The following is an 18,314-nucleotide window of genomic DNA, read 5'->3' on the forward strand; positions in this document are numbered from 1 at the left end:
CGTCTGGCCGCTGGCTTGACCCACCCTAGATAGAGTTTCGCCATGAGCGACATCCAGGCCCAGTTCTCCGTTCTGAAGCAGACCGCCGATCCCAAGGTGGTCGATGCGATCGCGCGTCTCATCGCAGATGGCGAAGATCACGAGCTCAACCGCGTCAACGTGCTCGATTTCTCCACGCAGAACGGCCTCGACGAGGAGCGCGTGATCTCGGCCTTCCTGCATTCGGCGCGGCTCGGCCTGTTCGACCTCGGCTGGAACGTGCTGTGCCCGGGCTGCGGCGGGGTGTTGGGCGCGCATTCGACGCTGAAGGCGCTCAAGCCGGACGATTATCACTGCGCGCTCTGCGCCTGCGGCTACAAGGCCTCGGTCGACGATCAGGTCGAGGTCTCCTTCACCGTGAACCCACGTGTCCGGCGCATCGCGGCGCACGACCCCGATACGCTTCCGGTCTGGGAATATTTCAAGCAGGTGTTCTGGAGCTCCGGCGTCGACTTCAACAAGGAATCCTTTGCGACACTTGCGAACGAGGTGACGCTCGACACGATGGAGCTGCCGGCGGGCGAGAAAGCGACCATGTCGCTGCAGCTGCCTGATGACTTCGTCATCATTTTCGAGCCGGTGACGCACGCCGCGCATTTTATCGATGTGCAGGGCGAGCCGACCAGGGATCGCCAGCAGCTCGCCATCATGTACAACAAGGTGCAGGCCCCGACGGGAACGACGACCATGCGGCCGGGGCCGCTGCGTCTGTCGCTGGAGAACCAGGCCGGCGTGCGCGTGCTGCCCTCGGTCTTCATCGCGGCCGAGGCGCTTCACCATCTCATCGGCAAGCGCAAGCCGTTCCTCACCGCCAAGCGGATGCTGTCGAACCAGACCTTTCGCGACGTCTTCAAGGCGGACAATCTCAGTCTCGATCAGCGGCTTCAGATCACCTCGCTGACCTTCCTGTTCACCGATTTGAAGGGCTCGACCGCGCTCTACGAGCGCGTCGGCGACCTCGCCGCGTTCGATCTCGTGCGCGCGCATTTCCATGCGCTGCTCGAGATCATCTCCTCCGAAAGAGGCGCCGTGGTGAAGACCATCGGCGATGCCGTGATGGCGACCTTCGTCCGTCCCGAGCACGCCATCGTCGCCGGCTTGCGGATGCGCGCGGCCATGGACGCGCTCAACAAGCAACGCGGCACCGCCGATCTCATCGTCAAGATCGGCATCCATGAAGGCCCCTGTCTTGCCGTGATGCTCAACGAGCGGCAGGATTATTTCGGCCAGACCGTCAACATCGCGGCGCGCGTGCAAAGCCTGTCGACCGCGCAGGAGATCCACATCACCGGCCCGGTGGCGGATGCGCCCGCGGTCGCCGAGGTGCTCGAGCAGCGCGCCATCAAGCCGATCCAGAAGCAGGCCGCGCTACGTGGCATCGCCGACAAGATGGTGGTGTACGAGATACCGTGAGTCTCAAACCGTCATTCCCCGGAATGACCGTGAACAGATTGCCGAAACGTAATACGCGCGCGGAACTGACGCACGTTGCGTCGGCTGAGTTTCCTGCTCATATAATGCTGGTAACGGCCGCGCTCCTTGCGGCGTCATCGATCTCGGTAGGACCCATGCTTGACGGCTTGCGCCAATTCATCGCCGACATCGTCGGTCCCCAAGCCCAGGACCGCGCATTCGGCGACAGCGATTATCGGCTGGCCGCGACCGCGCTGCTGGTCCATGTGGTCTCGCTGGACGGCCAGCCCAGCGCGACCGAGCAGCGCAAGCTGCACAGCCTGATCGAAAGCCATTTCGGGCTCGACCGCGGCACCGCTGACCGTCTCATCGCGGACGCCACCCAGGTCGAGGGCGAGGCCGTCGACCTCTATCACTTCACCAGCGTCATCATGCGCTCGCTCGACGAAGCGGGTCGCAAGCGGATCGTGCAGATGATGTGGGAGCTGGTCTATGCCGACGGTCAGGTCAGCGAATTCGAGGACAATGTGGTCTGGCGCGCGTCCGATCTGCTCGGCATTTCCCAGCGTGACCGGATCGAGCTGAAGCACGCCGTTGCGGAGCGTGCCGGTGGCAAGGTTAAGGATCGCGCCGTCGTCCCCGGCGGATTGCCTGGCCTGCGAGCCACATGACGAAACTTTAATGTAAGCCCGGCGGCCCTCCGCTTTTGCGGATTCGGCTGCAAATAACGGTCTTTCCTGATCCCCTGTCGCCTTCTCAAGCCGCCATGCTGCCAGCGCCGCTTGCATGGCGCGCACGGCCTATGCTCTCGTTCAGCCATTGCCGGGGCCACAGACTTCAATTCAAGAGACTTCGATCGTGACTGAGCGGGTAACGTTGATCACCGGTGCCTCGGCGGGCATCGGGATGGAGCTGGCGCGCGTGTTTGCCGCCAATGGACATCGCCTCGCATTGACCGCGAGACGGGTGGATCGGCTCGAAGCGCTCGCGAACGAGCTCGCCGCCAGGGGCGGCAAGAAGCCGATCGTGATCGCTTGCGACCTCGAGGACGCGGATGCCGGCGAGAGGATCGCCGCAGCACTTGCCGCCGAAGGCGTCGAGCTCGATCATCTCGTCAACAATGCCGGCTTCGGCGTGTTCGGCGACGCCATCGAGCGCGATCGCGACACGCAGCTCGGCATCGTCGACGTCAACGTCCGGGCCCTGACGGATCTGTCGCTGCGCTTCGCCGATCAGCTCATCAGGAACAAGGGCGGTCTTCTCAATGTCGGCTCGGTTGCAGGCTTCCTGCCCGGCCCCGGCATGGCCGTCTACTACGCGTCAAAGGCCTATGTGATCTCCTTCACCGAAGCATTGCGGGCGGAGCTCGCGCCCCGCGGCGTCCGCGTCACCGTGCTTTGCCCGGGCCCGGTGCCCACGGAATTCCAGGCCCGCGCCGGCGTTGGATCGCAACATGATACGGCTGCTCTCAACGTCTCTGCCGACCAAGTTGCGCGGGAGGCGTATCGCGGCCTGATGGCCAACAAACGGGCAGTGCTGCCGGGTCTCGGCATCAAGATTGTGCCGTTCGCGCTGCGCTTCTTCCCGCGCGGCTTCATCCTGGCCGCCACCAGCCGGTTCCAGAGGCAGAGGCGCTGAACATCGCCGGCGGCATCCGTAGTGGCCCGGAGCTTGCTTCAAGCACGCGGCGTGTGTGCGCAAACTCACACGATGTTAACCATCGCTTAGCTATGCTGGCGGTCTGAACCGATAGCACTCGCAGAGGCCATGTCGTTCCGGACGGACAGGTTTGGTGGCGCAGAGGTGGTCGCCTTCCCACAGAGGGCGCCGAACGCCGCCGCCACTGAAACCCGGCGGCCGATTCTGATCGTCCTGCATCAGGAATGCTCGACACCCGGCCGCGTCGGCAATGCGCTGCGCGCGCTCGGCCATCGCCTCGACATCCGCCGTCCCCGCTTCGGCGATCCGCTGCCCGAGACGCTGGATCAGCATGCCGGCGCGGTGATCTTCGGCGGCCCGATGAGCGCCAACGATCCCGACGATTACATCCGCCGCGAGATCGACTGGATCGAAATTCCGCTTCGCGAACAGCGGCCGTTGCTCGGCATTTGCCTCGGTGCGCAGATGCTGGCGATACAGCTCGGTGCGCGCGTCGCGCCGCATGCGCAGGCGCTGACGCAGATCGGGTACTACCCGATCCGGCCGACCGCCGCGGGCCGCGCGCTCTGCCCGGATTGGCCGGCGCAGGTCTATCATTGGCATCGCGAGGGCTTCGAGCTGCCGGTCGGCGCCGACTTGCTCGCCGAAGGTGATGATTTCCCGGTGCAGGCGTTCCGCGCCGGCAATGCTTTCGGCGTGCAGTTCCACCCCGATGTGACCTACGCGATGATGTGCCGCTGGACCACGCGCGGCTACGACGGCTTCAGCGCGCCCGGTGCACGGCAGCGGCATCATCACTTCGCGGATCGCGCCGTCTACGATGTCGCCGAACGCGCCTGGCTCGATCATTTCCTCGACGGCTGGCTGGAGCGCCGGCCGGTGCTGGCGCAAGCCGCCGAGTGATCGCGCCTTCGCGCAGGTCCTTGGCGCAGATCCTTGGCGCAGGCCCTTGGCGCAAGTCGCTGCCCCTTCCTTGGATATGCTAGGCTCGCTGCCAACGAGCGCGCGCGCAATCGCGCCGGCAAACCAGGGAGAGCGTCATGGCCTACGAACACATTCTCTATGAGGTGAGCGACAAGATCGCGACTATCACGCTCAATCGCCCCGATCGCATGAATGCATGGACGCCGATCATGGAGCGCGACGTGCGCCACGCGATGGAGGCGTCGAACGCCGATGACAATGTCCGCGTCATCGTCCTCACCGGCGCCGGCCGCGCCTTCTGCGCCGGCGCCGACATGGATGCGCTGAAGGGCCTCGATCCCAACGACGTCAGGCGTGCCTCGAACCTGCCGCCGTTCGACATGAATCGCCGGCCGGACTGGCAGACGCGGTACGGCTATTATCCTTCGATCAAGAAGCCGGTCATCGCCATGCTCAACGGTGCGACCGCCGGCATCGGCCTCGTCCACGCGCTCTATTGCGACCTGCGCTTTGCCGCCGACAACACCGTGTTCACCACCGCCTTCGCGCGGCGCGGCCTGATCGCCGAGCACGGCATCAGCTGGATGCTGCCGCGCATCGTCGGCCACGCCAATGCGCTGGATCTGTTGCTCTCGGCGCGGCGCGTCTCCAGCGAGGAGGCGCTGCGGATCGGGCTGGTCAACCGGCTCTGTTCGCCGGAGAAGCTGCGCGAGGAGACCTACGCCTATGCGCGCGATCTCGCCGATTTCGTCTCGCCGAGCGCGATGGCCGTGATCAAGCGCCAGCTCTACGAAGTGCCGTTCCAGACGCTGGCGGAGGCGACGATCGAGGCCAACCGCGAGATGATGGTGGCGCTGAACGGAAGTGATTTCCGGGAGGGTGTAGCGAGCTTCATGGAAAAGCGGCCGCCGAGGTTTACGGGGAGGTAGGGGGGAGTCTACGGAGAAGGTCCGCCGTCGCCCTTCGGGCTATGGCGGGACGCTCACTTCGCCACGAAAGAGCATGGCTGGCTTGCCTAGCCGTAGCTCGCGAAGCGAGCGAAGGCTGGTGGAGCCAGGCGGGATCGAACCGCCGACCTCGTCATTGCGAACGACGCGCTCTCCCAGCTGAGCTATGGCCCCTTTGCTGGCCGCTCTGGTGAACGCGGCCGACAACCGGGCGCCATTTAAGTCCCCGCCAAGGTCAAGTCAAGGACGGGTGTAACCCGGTTTTAGCCCTCCGGGCGCCGACTTCCCTTGTTTGGACCGGGGGGAACCGATATCTAGCAAACGGGGCGTCAATCCCGACCGAGCCAGAGTTATCAAAAGCCAGAGGCCTCATAAGCCATGCGTGCCGTTCTCGACATCGTCATCATCGTGCTCGACCTCTACGTCTGGCTGCTGATCGCCTCCGCGATCCTGTCCTGGCTGATCGCCTTCAACGTCGTGAACACGCGTAACCAGTTCGTGTCGGCGGTGGCGGAGTTCCTGTACCGGATCACCGAGCCGCTGCTGGCGCCGATTCGCAATTTCCTGCCCAGTCTCGGCGGTCTCGACATCTCGCCGATCATCCTGATCCTGATCATCATGTTCATCGAGCGGGTGATCCTGTACTACATCTACCCGAACGTGATCTAAGCGGGCTGGAGCGCCTTGGTTGCGAAAGAAGCTTCTAGGGAACCCTGGCGTTACTCGACCACAGGACTCAGCATCGCGTTGCGGGTGACGCCGCGCGGCGGCCGCGACGATATCGACGGCATCGAGCAACTCTCGGATGGTCGCAGCGTGCTCAAGGTGCGGGTCCGCGCCATTGCCGATGGTGGCGAGGCCAACAAGGCCGTTCTGGCGCTGCTGGCGAAATCGCTCGGCGTGCCCAAGGCCAGCGTGAAATTGCTATCCGGAGCCACGTCGCGGCTGAAGCAGATCGCGGTCGACGGCGATCCGGCGCGGCTCGGCGAAGCCCTGCGCCAGCTCGTATCGACCAAATCGAAGGACTGAGGGAACTGACATGACCGCTGAGATCATCGATGGAAAAGTCATTGCGGCAGGACTCCGTGGCCGCGTCGCTGAGGAGGTCGCCCGCGTCAAGCGCGAGCACAATCTGGTGCCGGGCCTTGCGGTGGTCCTGGTCGGCAATGACCCCGCCAGCGAGGTCTATGTCCGCTCAAAGCACACCCAGACCCAGGCCGCGGGCATGGCCTCGTTCGAGCACAAGCTGCCGGCCGACGTCTCGCAGGCAGATCTGCTGGCAATGGTCGCAAAGCTCAACCGCGATCCCGCCGTGCACGGCATTCTCGTGCAATTGCCGTTGCCGAAGGGGTTGAATACCGAGGCCGTCATCAACGCCATCGATCCCGCCAAGGACGTCGACGGGCTGCATCCGAACAATGCCGGCCGGCTCGCCGGCGGCTTCGAGGCGCTGTCGCCCTGCACGCCGCTCGGCTGCATCATCCTCACCAAAAGCGTGCATGCCTCGCTGGAGGGCCTGAACGCCATCGTCATCGGCCGCTCCAATCTGGTCGGCCGCCCGCTCGTGCAATTGCTGCTGAACGAGAACGCCACAGTGACGATCGCGCATTCGCGCTCGCGCGATCTGCCCGGCCTCGTGAAAAAGGCGGACCTCGTCTATGCCGCCGTGGGTAAGCCTGAGATGGTGCGCGGCGACTGGCTGAAGCCGGGTGCGACCGTGATCGATGTCGGCATCAACCGCATCCCGAAGGAGGACGGCAAGACGCGGCTCGTCGGCGACGTCGCCTATCAGGAAGCGCTTGCCGTTGCCGGCGCGATCACGCCGGTGCCGGGCGGTGTCGGCCAGATGACGGTGGCGTGCCTCCTGGTGAACACGCTCCGCGCGGCCTGTGCGATTGCCGGGCTGCCGAAGCCGGCGGTGTGACTCGTGTCCCGGACGCGGCGCGGCATGAAATGGCGCGACGCTGAGCCGGGACCCATGGCGCCACTGTACTGGGCCCCGGCTCAGCAGCGCATCGTTTCACGCTGCGCTGCGTCCGGGGCACGGAAAAACCTAGCCCTTCTTCTTCTTTTCGCGCTCGATGCCTTCTTGGATCAGCTTGTGCGCTTCCTCCGGGCCGCCCCAGCGCAGGATCTTCACCCACTTGCCCTTTTCGAGATCCTTGTAGTGCTCGAAGAAGTGCTGGATCTGCTGCAGCGTGATGTCGGGCAGATCGGAATACGACTTCACCTTGTCGTAGCGCTGCGTCAGCTTGGACGACGGCACCGCCAGGATCTTCTCGTCGCCGCCGGCTTCGTCCTCCATGAACAGCACCCCGACCGGGCGCACGCTCATGACGGCGCCGGGGATGATGGCGCGGGTGTTGATGATCAGCACGTCGCAAGGGTCGCCGTCATCCGACAGCGTGTGCGGGATGAAGCCGTAATTACCGGGGTAACGCATCGGCGTATACAGGAAGCGGTCGACCACCAGCGTGCCGGCTTCCTTGTCCATCTCGTACTTGATCGGCTCGCCGCCCACGGGGACCTCGATGATGACATTGACGTCGTGGGGGACGTTTTTTCCGATCGAGACCGCATCGATACGCATTCAAGGCTCCGTTGTTGCCGAGGATAAATCGCGCCCGGCAGCGATTTTGGCGCTGTCATACGCGGGCTTGGCCCGCTGATCCATCGCGTTTTTGTGAAATAATGAATCCGGCGATCACCGGCTCGATCGGCCGGCGGTATCGACGGATGGGAACGCTGCCTGGTTAGGGTTTCAGCAGCTCAATTGGTCCAAGCGAAGGCAACCTTGTCGAGCGCCTTCGGCCCGAACCGCTCCGACGAGCGCGCCACCATACGGCCACCCAGGGCACGGTAGAACTCGGTGGCCGGGTCGTTGTCCGAGAGCGCCCACACCACCATGCTCTTCAGCCCGCTCTGCATCAGGTCGCGGCGGGCGGCAGCGAACAGGCGGCGGCCGAAGCCGAGGCCCTGAAACTCGGGCCGCAAATAAAGCTCGTAGATCTCGCCGTCGAAATGCAGGCTGCGGGCCCGGTTGCGGCCGTAATTGGCGTAGCCGGCGATCTTGTCACCGAACACCAGCACGCTGACACGGCTGCCCTTGCGGATCGCGCTGTCCCACCAATGCGGACCGCGGCGGTTGATCAGCTTCTCCAGCTCGGCGCCGGGAATGATGCCCTGATAGGCCGAACGCCAAGCTTCGTCATGGGTCGACGCCACCGCAGCAGCATCTGCAGCTTTGGCCGGCCGGACCTCGATCAGGGTTGTGCTCATGGACGCGATCAAACCAAGTCGCCGCGCCGGCGGCAAGACCTATCGTTAATTATCGGTTAACCTGTGGACTTTCTGCATCAGTATTTCGGCCATGTTGTGCCGAAAGAGAACAAGTCGCTGCTTCAACCGGGCCGTCGCGGGCCGGCGTCGGTGCAAAACCACGTCGCGGCAACGAGGGGACGGCAATGGCACCGCAGAAAGTCGGCCAATAATGATTCGCGCATTTGGCAGACGAGATCGCCAACGAAACTTTCGAAATGACCGCGTTCGAGGATTTCGTCACCGAGGAAGTTGGCAAGGGCCGCGGCATCTTCGGTCTCTATCCCGCCACCGATCCGCAGACGCTCACCGATTTCGCGGAATGGCGCAGGAAGAACGGGCGGTAGCGCTCTCGTAGCCCGGATGGAGCGAAGCGTGATCCGGGAACAGTCTTGATGTCTGCGCGAATCCCGGATTGCGCTGCGCTCCATCCGGGCTACGACGTCACGCCTCCGCCATCCCCGCCGCCCATAGCGCGAACGCGTACACGATCGCGACTTCGTCCAGCCGGTCGAAGCGCCCCGAAGCGCCGCCGTGGCCGGCGCCCATATTGGTGCGCAGCAGGACCGGCCCGCCGCCGGTCATGGTGGCGCGCAGGCGTGCGATCCATTTGGCGGGCTCCCAGTAAGTGACCCGGGGATCAGTAAGTCCGCCCATCGCCAGGATCGCCGGATAGTCCTTCGCCGCGACGTTGTCGTAAGGCGAGTAGGACAGGATGGTGCGGAAATCCTTCTCGCTCTCGATCGGATTGCCCCATTCCGGCCATTCCGGCGGCGTCAGCGGCAGCGTGTCGTCGAGCATGGTGTTGAGTACGTCGACGAACGGCACCTCCGCGACGATGCCGGCGAACAATTCGCCGGCGCGGTTGGCCACCGCGCCCATCAGCATGCCGCCGGCCGAGCCGCCATGGCCGATGATGCGCTTGGCGCTGGTATATTTCGCATCGATCAGCGCACGGGCGCTGGCGGCGAAATCGTCGAACGAGTTGGTCTTCTTCTCGCGCTTGCCGTCGAGATACCAGCCCCAGCCCTTGTCGGCGCCGCCGCGAATATGCGCGATGGCGTAAACGAAGCCGCGATCGACCAGCGACAGGCGGTTGGCGCTGAACGAGGCCGGCATCGCCATGCCGTAGGAGCCGTAGCCGTAGAGCAACAGCGGCGCCGCGCCGTCGAGCTTCAGCCCGCGGCGATGGAGGATCGAGACCGGCACCTCGGCGCCGTCATGCGATTTCGCCATGATGCGCGTCGTGACGTAGTCGGCCGGGTTATGCCCCGACGGAATCTCCTGCCGCTTGCGCAGCACGCGCGTTCGCTTCGTCATGTCGTAATCATAGACTTCCGACGGCGTCGTCATCGACGAATAGGCAAAGCGCAGGGTAGTCGTCTCGAACTCGTAGGAGCCCATCGTATCGAGCGAGTAAGCGGCCTCATCGAAGGCGATGGCATGCTCCTCCCCGCCAGCGAGATCGCGGATCACGACCGACGGCAGCGCATTGGCGCGCTCGAGCCGCACCAGATGGCCGGCATAGAGATCGAGGTCGATGATGTAGATGCCGGGACGATACGGGATCAGATCGCGCCAATTCTTGCGCTCGGGCTGGCTAAGCGGCGCGGTGACGATCTTGAAGTCGATGGCGTCATCGGCATTGGTGAGGATGAACAGCTCGTCGCCGCGGTCGGCGAGCGAATATTGCACGCCCTCCTCGCGCGCCGCGACGAGGCGCGTCGGCGCGTCGGGGTTGGCGAGGTCGATCAGCCGCTGCTCCGAGGTCTCGTGATCGCCGCCCGCGATCACGCAGAAGCGGCCGCTGGTGCTCTCATGCAGATGGGTGAACCAGCCGGCATCCTGCTCCTCATAGACCAGCGTGTCGTCGGCCTGCTTCATGCCGAGCTTGTGCCGCCACACCTGCATCGGCCGATGATTGTGGTCGAGCTTCACATAGAAGAAGCTCTTGCAGTCCGCGGCCCAGACCACGCCGCCGTCGGTCTCCTCGACGAGATCGTCGAGATCCTTGGCCGTCGCCCAGTCGCGCACGCGGATCGAAAAATATTCCGAGCCCTTGGTGTCGGCGCTCCAGGCCTGCAGCTTGTGATCGTAGGAGTGCCGGCTGCCGCCGAACTTGAAATATGAGTGGTCCTTGGCGAGCGCGTCGCCGTCGAGCACGATCTCGCCGTCGCCGCCGTCGCGCGGCATGCGGCCGAACAACTCGTGCTGCCCGCCCTCGCGGAACCTGCGGAAATAGGCGAACGGCCCGTCCGGCGACGGCACGCTGGAATCGTCCTCCTTGATCCGTCCGCGCATCTCGCGCACCAGCGTCTTCTGCAGCGACGCGGTATGGCCGAGCAGGCTCTCGGTGTAGACGTTCTCCTCGTCGAGATATTTGCGGATATCCGGATCGATCACGGTGGGGTCGCGCAGCACCTCCTGCCAGTTCGCGTCCTTCAGCCAGGCATAATCGTCGGTGACGGTGATGCCGTGCCGCGTGAAGGAATGCGGCCGGCGCGGGGCGACGGGGGGCTTCGAAGGCGTCTTGGCTTGGGTCACTCGGTCCTCATTCAATGGGTATCTGCGATGTCGCCCTTCTTCACCTCTCCCCGCCTGCGGGGAGAGGTCGGAATTTGCGTAAGCAAATTCCGGGTGAGGGGGTACAGGTCTCTCGACGATCGCATCCGTTGAGAGAGGCCCTCACCCCGACCCTCTCCCCGTAAGAACGGGGAGAGGGAGAAGAAAAGCGGCTCGCCGTGTTCCATCTTATATCGTCCCGATTCCGCGGATTGCCAGCACGACCGCCCCATCCCACCGGGTTGTTGACCAGCCCCTTGTATGCTTTAGGGACGCTATCCCCGCCGCCGGTCCAGCCCGATGCTGTTCAATTCCTATCCCTTCATCCTGCTGTTCCTGCCGATCGTGCTCGCCGGCTATTTCCGGCTCGGCCGGCGCAGCAATCTGGCTCCGGTGATCTGGCTGGCACTGGCCTCGATCACCTTCTATGCAATCGGCAGCTGGCAGTTCGTCGCCCTGCTGCTGCTCTCGATCGCCTTCAACTACGGCGTCGGCCATCTTCTCATCGTGGCGGAACTTGCGCACCGGCAACGAAAGGCCGCGCTCGCTGTCGGCGTTGTCGGCGATCTCCTCATGCTCGGCATCTTCAAATATGCCGGCTTCGTCGCCGAGAACATCAACGCGCTGCTCGGCACGCATGTCGCGGTCCAGATCCTGCTGCCGGTCGGCATCTCCTTCTACACCTTCACCCAGATCGCGTTCCTGGTCGATGCTTATCGCGGCCAGGTCGCGGCCTATGCGCTGCCGCATTACGCGCTGTTCGTGACCTACTTCCCGCATCTGATCGCCGGGCCCATCCTCCATCACAAGGACATGATCCCGCAATTCGAAGAGAAGGAGACCAAGCATCCGGACGCGCATCTGATCCTGTGCGGAATCATCATCTTCGCGATCGGCCTGTTCAAGAAGACCTGCCTTGCCGACGGCATCCAGCCGCTGGTCGCGCTCGCCTTCGAGGCGCGCTCGCCGAGCTTCGACCAGGCCTGGCTTGGCGCGCTCGCCTACACCTTCCAGCTCTATTTCGACTTCTCCGGCTATTCCGACATGGCGATCGGCATCTCGCTGATGTTCGGCATCTTCCTGCCCGTCAATTTCAACTCGCCCTACAAGGCGACCAGCATCGTCGAGTTCTGGCGGCGCTGGCACATGACGCTGTCGCAATTCCTGCGCGACTATCTCTATATCCCGCTCGGCGGCAACCGCCGCGGCCGCGTGCTGCGCTACGTCAATTTGATGATCACGATGCTGCTCGGCGGGCTCTGGCATGGTGCGGCCTGGACGTTCGTGGTTTGGGGCGCGCTGCATGGCGCCTACCTCTGCGTCAATCACGCGTTCAACGCGCTGGTGCCGAACGTTCCGCCGCGGCTGGCGCGCCCCGGCCGCATGTTCGGCGCCGTGCTGACCTTCCTCGCCGTCGTCGTGGCCTGGGTGTTCTTCCGCGCCGAGAGCGTCGCCTGGGCACTGCGGGTGCTCCACGCCATGGCTGCCCCTTCGAACATCGTGCTCGACCGCGGGGAGATCGCAGCCCTGGTGCAGGTCGCGATCTATGCGGCGCTGGTATGGCTGGCGCCGAACACGCAAGCGCTGATGGGATATGATCACGGCAACCGCGAGGTCGGCGAGGCCTTGCGGGCAGGGCGCATGCGGCCCCTGGTGCTCTATGCGGCCTCGCTGGTGCTCGCGTTCGGCTTCTTGGGCATCCAGAGCCACAGCGAATTCATCTATTTCCGGTTCTGATGCAGGGCGCGTTCACCCATCTCAGGCGTCTTTTGCTGGCGAGCGCGGCCTGCGTGCTTGGCGCCGCAGCGCTCACCTTCGTCGTCGATCCCCTGCAATTGTTCCGCCCCTCGCGTCTGGTCCCGGCCTTCTACTCGGAGGACACGCGCGTGCAGAATGCCGGGCTGATCCGCAGCCAGCCGTTCGACGCCGCCTTCATGGGCACCTCGCTCGCGATCCATTTCCGCCAGAGCGACATCGATCGCGCGCTCGGCGTCCGCTCGCTCAAGCTGGCGATGACCGGCTCCAATTCGCGCCAGCAGGCCTTCGTGCTGGAGCAGGCGATCGACCGCGGCGCAAGACGGGTGATCTGGGCGATGGACGACTTCATCTTCGTCGATGCCGCCGATATCGAGGCCGATCCTTATCTCTCCGTCGATCTCTACCGCCGGACGACGAAAGGCATCGCCTCCTATCTGTTCAGCGCGGCGATGGCGAAGGAATCCCTGTTCGCGCTGCTGCGGTCCGTCCCGCTGTTGCGGGAGCCGCTGACCCGGGCGTCGCCCTATCTTCCTGTCAAGTTCGCGCTGGCAGACATCGACGACATCTACGCCCTGGCGCGGGATTTCGACGTTGCGCGAGACTACAACGCGAAGAAGACGCTCGCCGCCTTTGCCTATATCACCAGCCCCGTACGCAGCCGCTTCCTCGGCGAGGGCTACGGCTTCGAGGCCATGGTCCGGCATTTCGAGCAGGACGCCGTCGGCCTGATCACGCGCCATCCCGACGTGACCTTCGACATCTACTTCCCGCCCTATTCCATCCTGCAATTCGTCGCGATGCGCGATGCCTCGCCCGAAACGCTGAAGATCGTCACCGATCTCACGGCGCACATTGCGCAGCGTCTGACGCAACTGCCCAACGTCCGCCTGCACGATTTCCGCGCGCTCAAGGCAGTCACGCACGATCTCGATAACTACAGCGACGTCATCCACCATTCGCCGGTCGTGGACGCGATGGTGCTGAGATGGCTTCCGAGCGGGGAGTATCGCGTCGATCCGAAGATGCCGCTTGCGGTGCTGGAGGAGCTGAAGGCGCAGGTGGAAGCGTATCGGCTAGAGCACTGATCTTCCCCTCTCCCCTTGTCGGAGAGGGTGGCTCGCCGCGCAGCGGCGAGACGGGTGAGGGGTATCTCTCCGCGAATCTGTTTCGCAATTGAGTTCGCGGAGATAACCCCTCATCCGGCGCCATAGCCGAAGCTACGCTTCGGCGTTCTTAGGAACGGCGGCCCGAAGGCCGCCTATGCCACCTTCTCCCACAAGGGGAGAAGGAAGAAAGCGCTTTCCTACACCGCTACCTCTTCACCGAGATACGCCACCGCCGCTTCCAGCCCGCCCTTGCCGTGTGGGATCTTCAGCGCGTTGAGGCCCACCTCGATCACTCCCAACGTGCCGAGCAGCATCGGTGCATTGACATGGCCCATATGGGCGATGCGGAAGGCTTGTCCCGAGAGATCACCGATGCCGGTGCCGAGCACGACGCCGCACTTGTCCTTGCAATAGCGTTGCAGCACCGCCGGATCATGGCCGTTGCTCATGGTCACCGTGGTCACGGTGTTGGAACGCTCGCTCGCCTCCGCGACATTGAAGCCGAGCACCTGGCCTTCCGACCACATCGCAACCGCGCGGCGTGCGGCTTCGCCGAGCAGGCTGTGGCGGCGGAAGGCGTTCTCCAGCCCCTCCTCGTGCAGCAGGTCGATCGCCCGGCGCAGCGCGAACAACAGATGCACCGGTGCGGTGCCGGCATATTTGCGATAGTTCTCGGTGCCCTCGCGCTCGCTCCAGCTCCAATAGGGCGTCGACATGTTGGCCTTCTTGTGCACCTCGAGCGCGCGCGCATTGGCGGCGACGAAGCCGAGACCGGGCGGCGTCATCAGGCCCTTCTGCGAGCCGGACATCGCGACGTCGATGCCCCATTTGTCCATCTCGAACGGCATGCAGCCGAGCGAGGCGACGGTATCGACCATGTAGAGCGCGGGATGGCCGCTGGCCTTGATCGCCTTGCCGATCGCCTCGATGTCGTTCTGCACGCCGGAGGCGGTGTCGACCTGGACGACGACGACGGCCTTGATCTTGTGCTCCTTGTCGCGGCGCAGGCGCTCCTCGACCTCGTGCGGCCGCACCGCGCGGCGCCAATCGCCCTTGAGCACCTCGACCTCGGCGCCCATCAGCGCCGCCGCGTTGCCCCAGCCGATCGCGAAGCGCCCGCTCTCCAGCACCAGCACCTTGTCGCCGCGCGACAGCACGTTGCTCAGTGCCGCTTCCCAGGCGCCGTGGCCGTTGGCGATGTAGATGTAGGACTTGCCCTTGGTCACGAACAGTTTCGAGATGTCGCTGAGCAGGCTCTCGGTCAGATCCAGCATCTCTTTGGAGTAGATGTCGATCGCCGGACGGTGCATCGCCCGCAGCACCTCGTCGGGCATCGTGGTGGGCCCGGGGATGGCCAGAAACTCCCGGCCCGCGCGAACGGTCATTGCTGTCAGTCCTTGTTGCTTGAGAACAGGATGGTGGGTTGCTGAGTCTCACTTTTACGCGGCGTTGGAGGCCAAGAAAAGCGCGCAAAACGCAGGTCTGGCGTGGCTTTTTGCTTTGTGCATGGTCTTGTCGGAAAACCGCTTCACACTTTGCGCTAACGCGGTCCTTCGGGTCCGGACCATGCTCTCATCTCTTGGTCTCCCGGCAACCGGCCGCTTCGGCCTCCTCGACCGAGCAGAACCAGCGGGTGCCCTTGCTGATCTTCATCTTGATCTGGGTGTACCAGCGGCTGGTCGGCTGGTGATAGATGCATTCGCCGGCGCTGTTGACGTTGCCCTTGATGGTGCAGTCCGGCGATGGCGCGACCGGCCCCGAGGCCGAAGCGAGCAGCACCGCGTGTGCGCCGTCCGGCGGCTTGGTCGCGCCCAGGATCGCGGTCTTCTTGTTGCGCTCGCGCCAGTCCCACGGCGCGATGAAGGCACCCTGCCACATGCCGGCTTTTGCCTCACGCGCGGCAGCCTCGTCGGGCTCGTAGTCCTTGGAGACGCGGGTGTAGGCCAGCGCCCAGCCGTTGCGCACCAGCCATTTCTGGATGTCCTCGCCGCCGACCTCGCAACGCGCCACGGTGCGGCCGCGCCGGTCGATCGCACGGGTGTGACAGACCCAATTCTTGCCCTCGGTGTATTTGGCGAGCTCGTCGCGGGCCGCGACGCCGCAGGTCCAGCGCTCCGTCTTGGTGTTGAGGCAGAGCTGGTCGACTGCAGGCGCGTCGACGCCGCCGAGCCGGATCCGCGTGTTGCCGATCACCACGGCATCGCCGGCGCGGACCTTTGCCGTGCCGGTGATGTCGGCGGCATCAGCCAGCGAAGGGATGGCGAACAAGGACAGCGCAATCAGGACTTTTCGCAACATGCCGGTCCAGTTGTGATGACAATCTCGATAAGCCGCGCAATTGTGGTCGGCTTTTGGCCGCCCGGCCAGCGCAGGCCGAACAGATCGGTTTCAACTTCCTGTCATTGTGGCGGTGTTGCTTACCCTCCCCTGGAGGGGGAGGGTCGGCTCACATTGAGCGCAGCGAAATGTGAGCCCGGGGTGGGGTGATCTCTCAACACGGGCACTGTACGTCGCGGAGAGACCGTCACCCCGCCCCGCTCGCGCTGCGCGCGATCGACCGTCCCCCTCCAGGGGAGGGTAAGAGGACACATCACCCCCGTGCCATCGCCCGCTTCGCCACCGCCAGCCCCATCAGCACGAAGGCCGAGGTCACCTCGGGGCCACCGACCAGGATCCGCGTCGGCGTCTTCATCTTGTTCCATTCATAGGCGCGGAACGGGCCGCGGCGGCCGCCTTCACCGAGCCCGGCGACGATCACGTTCAGCGCCGGTGCGAAGGCGCGCGGGTCGGCGCCGAGATGGCCGAGCGCGATCAGCGCCAGCGCGGCGTCGAACACGTTCATCTCGGCCGCCATCAGCTCGGCCTTGACGTAGGACAGCACGCGGTGGCGGATGAAATCGAAATCGCCGGCGGGATCGATCGCGGCCTGCGCCTCCAGCGGCAGCGCCAGGAAGGCGGCATAGCAGCGGCCGAAATAGGCGCTGTAGAGCTCCGGCAGGTAATAGATGTGCGAGCGCGGATTGGCGAAGGCGCCGCTCGCTGCGAGGCGCTTCTGGAATCCGATGATGCGATGGACGGTGGCGAGCCGCGACGGCGTCTCCAGCACTTTCCAGCGCTTAAGGTTACGAAAGCTGACCTCGAGAATGTCGAGGTTGAGTGTCGGATCGAGATCGTTGCCGTAAGGGCGCTCGCCCGCAAGATTGTCGATCCAGGTCGCAACCCCGCCCTCATAGTCGATATTGTCGTTGAGCGGCACGCTCACGCGCGGTTCGTTGACGCCGGCGCGCACCTGATAGCCCGCATAGAAGTCGAGGAGCGGCTGGTCGATGATGGCATCAAGGCAGCCGGCCTGCGTCGCTGCGGAGATCGAGCAGGCCGTGGTGTCGCAATCCGGCACGTAGATGCCGAAGCCGAGGTCCTGCTTGATTTGCGCGAAGTAGCGGGAGAAGCGCGGATGCGGCGCCGGCGCCAGCGCCGTGATGACGTTGAAGCGCGCGCCGTCGATGCCCTCGACCTCTTCGCGGCTGATGTTGACGCAGAAATCGACCATGTCGGCGATGGCGCGCTCCGCCGCGATCTTGTCGGCCGGCGAGGCGAGCCCGGTCTCGACGAAGCTGAGCAGGGCCTCGATGAAGAAAGCGTCGTAATAGGCCGAGCGGTGGCGGATCTGCACCGGCTCCCACATCGGCTCGGCAATGCCCTTCCAGGGCGGATTGACCACGGCGCGCGCCGGCGAGCGCGCGATGAAGACGCGGGCGAGGTTGAACAGCAGCGAGGAATTCTTGTAGCCGCGCGCGTTCAGTCCCGTCAGTGCCATGATCAGCTCACGTCCGCGGAAATCGGGGTCGCCGATCAGGTTGAAGGCGGCGTAGGTCGGCAGGAAGCCGTGGCGGCGGTACGAGCCGAGCAGATGCTGCGCGCAATCGCGGATCACGCCGTCGATCTGCGCGCTCTGCGGCATGGCGGCGATGAACGGCACCGGCGGCGGCCGGGGATGGTCGAGCGCGATGCCGTCGACGAGATCGGCGACCGGCCGCCCGACCGTCGCCCAGTCGGGCTCGACGTCGTCGCGGGCCCGGGTGAGGGCCGCGCGCAGCCGCGTCAGCATCCCCTGGTCGCGCAGCTCGGGGAGGCCGGCGCGGCGGAGCAGGATCCGCAGCGCGGGATTGCCGAGTGCGGTCTTGTAGAATTTGGCCAGATGCGGATCGCCGCTGGCCGTGTCAGACAATACGGGATCGCAGACGTCGTAAAGCGTGGGGCCGTCCTTCCGCGCCGTCAGCGCCCGGCAGGCGGCGCCGGCAAAATAATGAAAGCTCATGAAATACCTGGTCGCGGGGGGCTCGGCCGGGGCCGGCGAGCGCGCAGCCGTCCGCACACCACCCCCTGCAAGTCGTTGAAAAGCTACCTGGATTCGCAGGAAATACAAATGTGATGGAGGTCACGGAAATATCAGGCACGAGGACTGCATGATCAGCCTCCGGAAGGCTACGAGGGAACCCGAAAATGCAGGAACCTAGCCCGGAGAATTAACTAACACATTCAGTCACTTAGCTCAAATTTTGAGCAATCTATTGCCCCAGGGCCTATA

16 protein-coding genes, 1 tRNA gene and 1 pseudogene are annotated in these 18,314 nt (G+C 64.6%); 11 read left to right on the forward strand and 7 right to left on the reverse strand.

Annotated features, from left to right (window positions below; all coding sequences use genetic code 11):
* Positions 1-42 precede the first annotated feature (42 nt).
* The 5 genes from N2604_RS02435 (at position 43) to N2604_RS02455 (ending at position 4,964) form a co-directional block, all read left to right on the forward strand.
* Positions 43-1,452: an adenylate/guanylate cyclase domain-containing protein gene (locus N2604_RS02435; protein WP_260373620.1), complete on the forward strand. Its 1,410-nt coding sequence runs from the start codon at positions 43-45 to the stop codon at positions 1,450-1,452.
* Positions 1,453-1,607: 155 nt separating this feature from the next.
* Positions 1,608-2,123: a TerB family tellurite resistance protein gene (locus tag N2604_RS02440; protein ID WP_260373621.1), complete on the forward strand. Its 516-nt coding sequence runs from the start codon at positions 1,608-1,610 to the stop codon at positions 2,121-2,123.
* A 187-nt stretch (positions 2,124-2,310) separates the two neighbouring features.
* A complete protein-coding gene (locus N2604_RS02445; RefSeq protein WP_260373622.1) occupies positions 2,311-3,090 on the forward strand; it encodes an SDR family oxidoreductase in 780 nt (259 codons plus the stop codon).
* A gap of 129 nt (positions 3,091-3,219) precedes the next feature.
* Positions 3,220-4,014 (forward strand): glutamine amidotransferase, encoded by a 795-nt coding sequence (locus N2604_RS02450; RefSeq protein WP_260373623.1) that lies wholly within the window; start codon positions 3,220-3,222, stop codon positions 4,012-4,014.
* 137 nt (positions 4,015-4,151) lie between these two features.
* On the forward strand, positions 4,152-4,964 hold the full coding sequence (locus tag N2604_RS02455) for an enoyl-CoA hydratase (RefSeq protein ID WP_260373624.1): 813 nt from the start codon (positions 4,152-4,154) through the stop codon (positions 4,962-4,964).
* A gap of 116 nt (positions 4,965-5,080) precedes the next feature.
* On the opposite strand, the gene N2604_RS02460 is transcribed toward N2604_RS02455, so the two are convergent.
* Positions 5,081-5,156: transfer RNA gene (locus N2604_RS02460), tRNA-Ala, on the reverse strand.
* Between the two features lie 204 nt (positions 5,157-5,360).
* Here N2604_RS02460 and N2604_RS02465 point away from each other — a divergent pair.
* From N2604_RS02465 to folD, 3 genes are read left to right on the forward strand one after another with little or no spacing between them, the layout of a single operon-like run.
* Positions 5,361-5,651 carry a YggT family protein gene (locus tag N2604_RS02465; RefSeq protein WP_018645113.1) on the forward strand — a complete coding sequence of 97 codons (291 nt, stop codon included), beginning with the start codon at positions 5,361-5,363 and terminating at the stop codon, positions 5,649-5,651.
* A gap of 15 nt (positions 5,652-5,666) precedes the next feature.
* Complete coding sequence (locus N2604_RS02470; protein WP_260373625.1) at positions 5,667-6,011, forward strand: DUF167 domain-containing protein; 345 nt, start codon at positions 5,667-5,669, stop codon at positions 6,009-6,011.
* Between the two features lie 10 nt (positions 6,012-6,021).
* A complete protein-coding gene (gene folD / locus N2604_RS02475) occupies positions 6,022-6,906 on the forward strand; it encodes a bifunctional methylenetetrahydrofolate dehydrogenase/methenyltetrahydrofolate cyclohydrolase FolD (protein ID WP_260373626.1) in 885 nt (294 codons plus the stop codon).
* A gap of 129 nt (positions 6,907-7,035) precedes the next feature.
* On the opposite strand, the gene ppa is transcribed toward folD, so the two are convergent.
* A complete protein-coding gene (gene ppa / locus N2604_RS02480; protein ID WP_172787893.1) occupies positions 7,036-7,572 on the reverse strand; it encodes an inorganic diphosphatase in 537 nt (178 codons plus the stop codon).
* Positions 7,573-7,751: 179 nt separating this feature from the next.
* Positions 7,752-8,261, reverse strand: coding sequence for a GNAT family N-acetyltransferase (locus tag N2604_RS02485; protein WP_260373627.1), 510 nt, complete (start codon positions 8,259-8,261; stop codon positions 7,752-7,754).
* 218 nt (positions 8,262-8,479) lie between these two features.
* On the opposite strand from N2604_RS02485, the pseudogene N2604_RS02490 reads away from it, so the two are divergent.
* Positions 8,480-8,647 (forward strand): annotated as a pseudogene (locus N2604_RS02490) (ribonuclease activity regulator RraA); the annotation flags it as partial.
* 97 nt (positions 8,648-8,744) lie between these two features.
* On the opposite strand, the gene N2604_RS02495 reads toward N2604_RS02490, so the two are convergent.
* Positions 8,745-10,844, reverse strand: a complete 2,100-nt coding sequence (locus N2604_RS02495) for a S9 family peptidase (protein ID WP_260373628.1) — start codon at positions 10,842-10,844, stop codon at positions 8,745-8,747.
* 318 nt (positions 10,845-11,162) lie between these two features.
* Between N2604_RS02495 and N2604_RS02500 the strand changes: the two genes are divergently transcribed.
* Together N2604_RS02500 and N2604_RS02505 are read left to right on the forward strand one after the other, a co-directional pair.
* Complete coding sequence (locus N2604_RS02500; protein ID WP_260373629.1) at positions 11,163-12,599, forward strand: MBOAT family protein; 1,437 nt, start codon at positions 11,163-11,165, stop codon at positions 12,597-12,599.
* Positions 12,599-13,705 (forward strand): hypothetical protein, encoded by a 1,107-nt coding sequence (locus N2604_RS02505; protein ID WP_260373630.1) that lies wholly within the window; start codon positions 12,599-12,601, stop codon positions 13,703-13,705. The genes N2604_RS02500 and N2604_RS02505 overlap by 1 nt, the downstream gene beginning before the upstream one ends.
* Positions 13,706-13,923: 218 nt before the next feature.
* Here N2604_RS02505 and N2604_RS02510 read toward each other — a convergent pair whose 3' ends face one another.
* The 3 genes from N2604_RS02510 to N2604_RS02520 form a co-directional block, all read right to left on the reverse strand.
* Complete coding sequence (locus tag N2604_RS02510) at positions 13,924-15,111, reverse strand: alanine--glyoxylate aminotransferase family protein (protein ID WP_260373631.1); 1,188 nt, start codon at positions 15,109-15,111, stop codon at positions 13,924-13,926.
* A gap of 187 nt (positions 15,112-15,298) precedes the next feature.
* Complete coding sequence (locus N2604_RS02515) at positions 15,299-16,024, reverse strand: thermonuclease family protein (RefSeq protein ID WP_260373632.1); 726 nt, start codon at positions 16,022-16,024, stop codon at positions 15,299-15,301.
* A gap of 292 nt (positions 16,025-16,316) precedes the next feature.
* Complete coding sequence (locus N2604_RS02520) at positions 16,317-18,044, reverse strand: hypothetical protein (protein WP_260373633.1); 1,728 nt, start codon at positions 18,042-18,044, stop codon at positions 16,317-16,319.
* Positions 18,045-18,314 lie beyond the last annotated feature (270 nt).

The organism is Bradyrhizobium sp. CB1015 (assembly GCF_025200925.1).
Lineage (GTDB): Bacteria > Pseudomonadota > Alphaproteobacteria > Rhizobiales > Xanthobacteraceae > Bradyrhizobium.

Excerpts from the sequence above, each read along its gene's own strand:
- N2604_RS02435 (WP_260373620.1), top strand. The coding sequence starts at position 43 with ATGAGCGACATCCAGGCCCAGTTCTCCGTTCTGAAGCAGACCGCCGAT.
- N2604_RS02440 (WP_260373621.1), top strand. The coding sequence starts at position 1,608 with ATGCTTGACGGCTTGCGCCAATTCATCGCCGACATCGTCGGTCCCCAA.
- N2604_RS02450 (WP_260373623.1), top strand. The coding sequence starts at position 3,220 with ATGTCGTTCCGGACGGACAGGTTTGGTGGCGCAGAGGTGGTCGCCTTC.
- N2604_RS02455 (WP_260373624.1), top strand. The coding sequence starts at position 4,152 with ATGGCCTACGAACACATTCTCTATGAGGTGAGCGACAAGATCGCGACT.
- N2604_RS02465 (WP_018645113.1), top strand. The coding sequence starts at position 5,361 with ATGCGTGCCGTTCTCGACATCGTCATCATCGTGCTCGACCTCTACGTC.
- folD (WP_260373626.1), top strand. The coding sequence starts at position 6,022 with ATGACCGCTGAGATCATCGATGGAAAAGTCATTGCGGCAGGACTCCGT.
- ppa (WP_172787893.1), bottom strand. The coding sequence starts at position 7,572 with ATGCGTATCGATGCGGTCTCGATCGGAAAAAACGTCCCCCACGACGTC.
- N2604_RS02485 (WP_260373627.1), bottom strand. The coding sequence starts at position 8,261 with ATGAGCACAACCCTGATCGAGGTCCGGCCGGCCAAAGCTGCAGATGCT.
- N2604_RS02500 (WP_260373629.1), top strand. The coding sequence starts at position 11,163 with ATGCTGTTCAATTCCTATCCCTTCATCCTGCTGTTCCTGCCGATCGTG.
- N2604_RS02505 (WP_260373630.1), top strand. The coding sequence starts at position 12,599 with ATGCAGGGCGCGTTCACCCATCTCAGGCGTCTTTTGCTGGCGAGCGCG.
- N2604_RS02510 (WP_260373631.1), bottom strand. The coding sequence starts at position 15,111 with ATGACCGTTCGCGCGGGCCGGGAGTTTCTGGCCATCCCCGGGCCCACC.
- N2604_RS02515 (WP_260373632.1), bottom strand. The coding sequence starts at position 16,024 with ATGTTGCGAAAAGTCCTGATTGCGCTGTCCTTGTTCGCCATCCCTTCG.
- N2604_RS02520 (WP_260373633.1), bottom strand. The coding sequence starts at position 18,044 with ATGAGCTTTCATTATTTTGCCGGCGCCGCCTGCCGGGCGCTGACGGCG.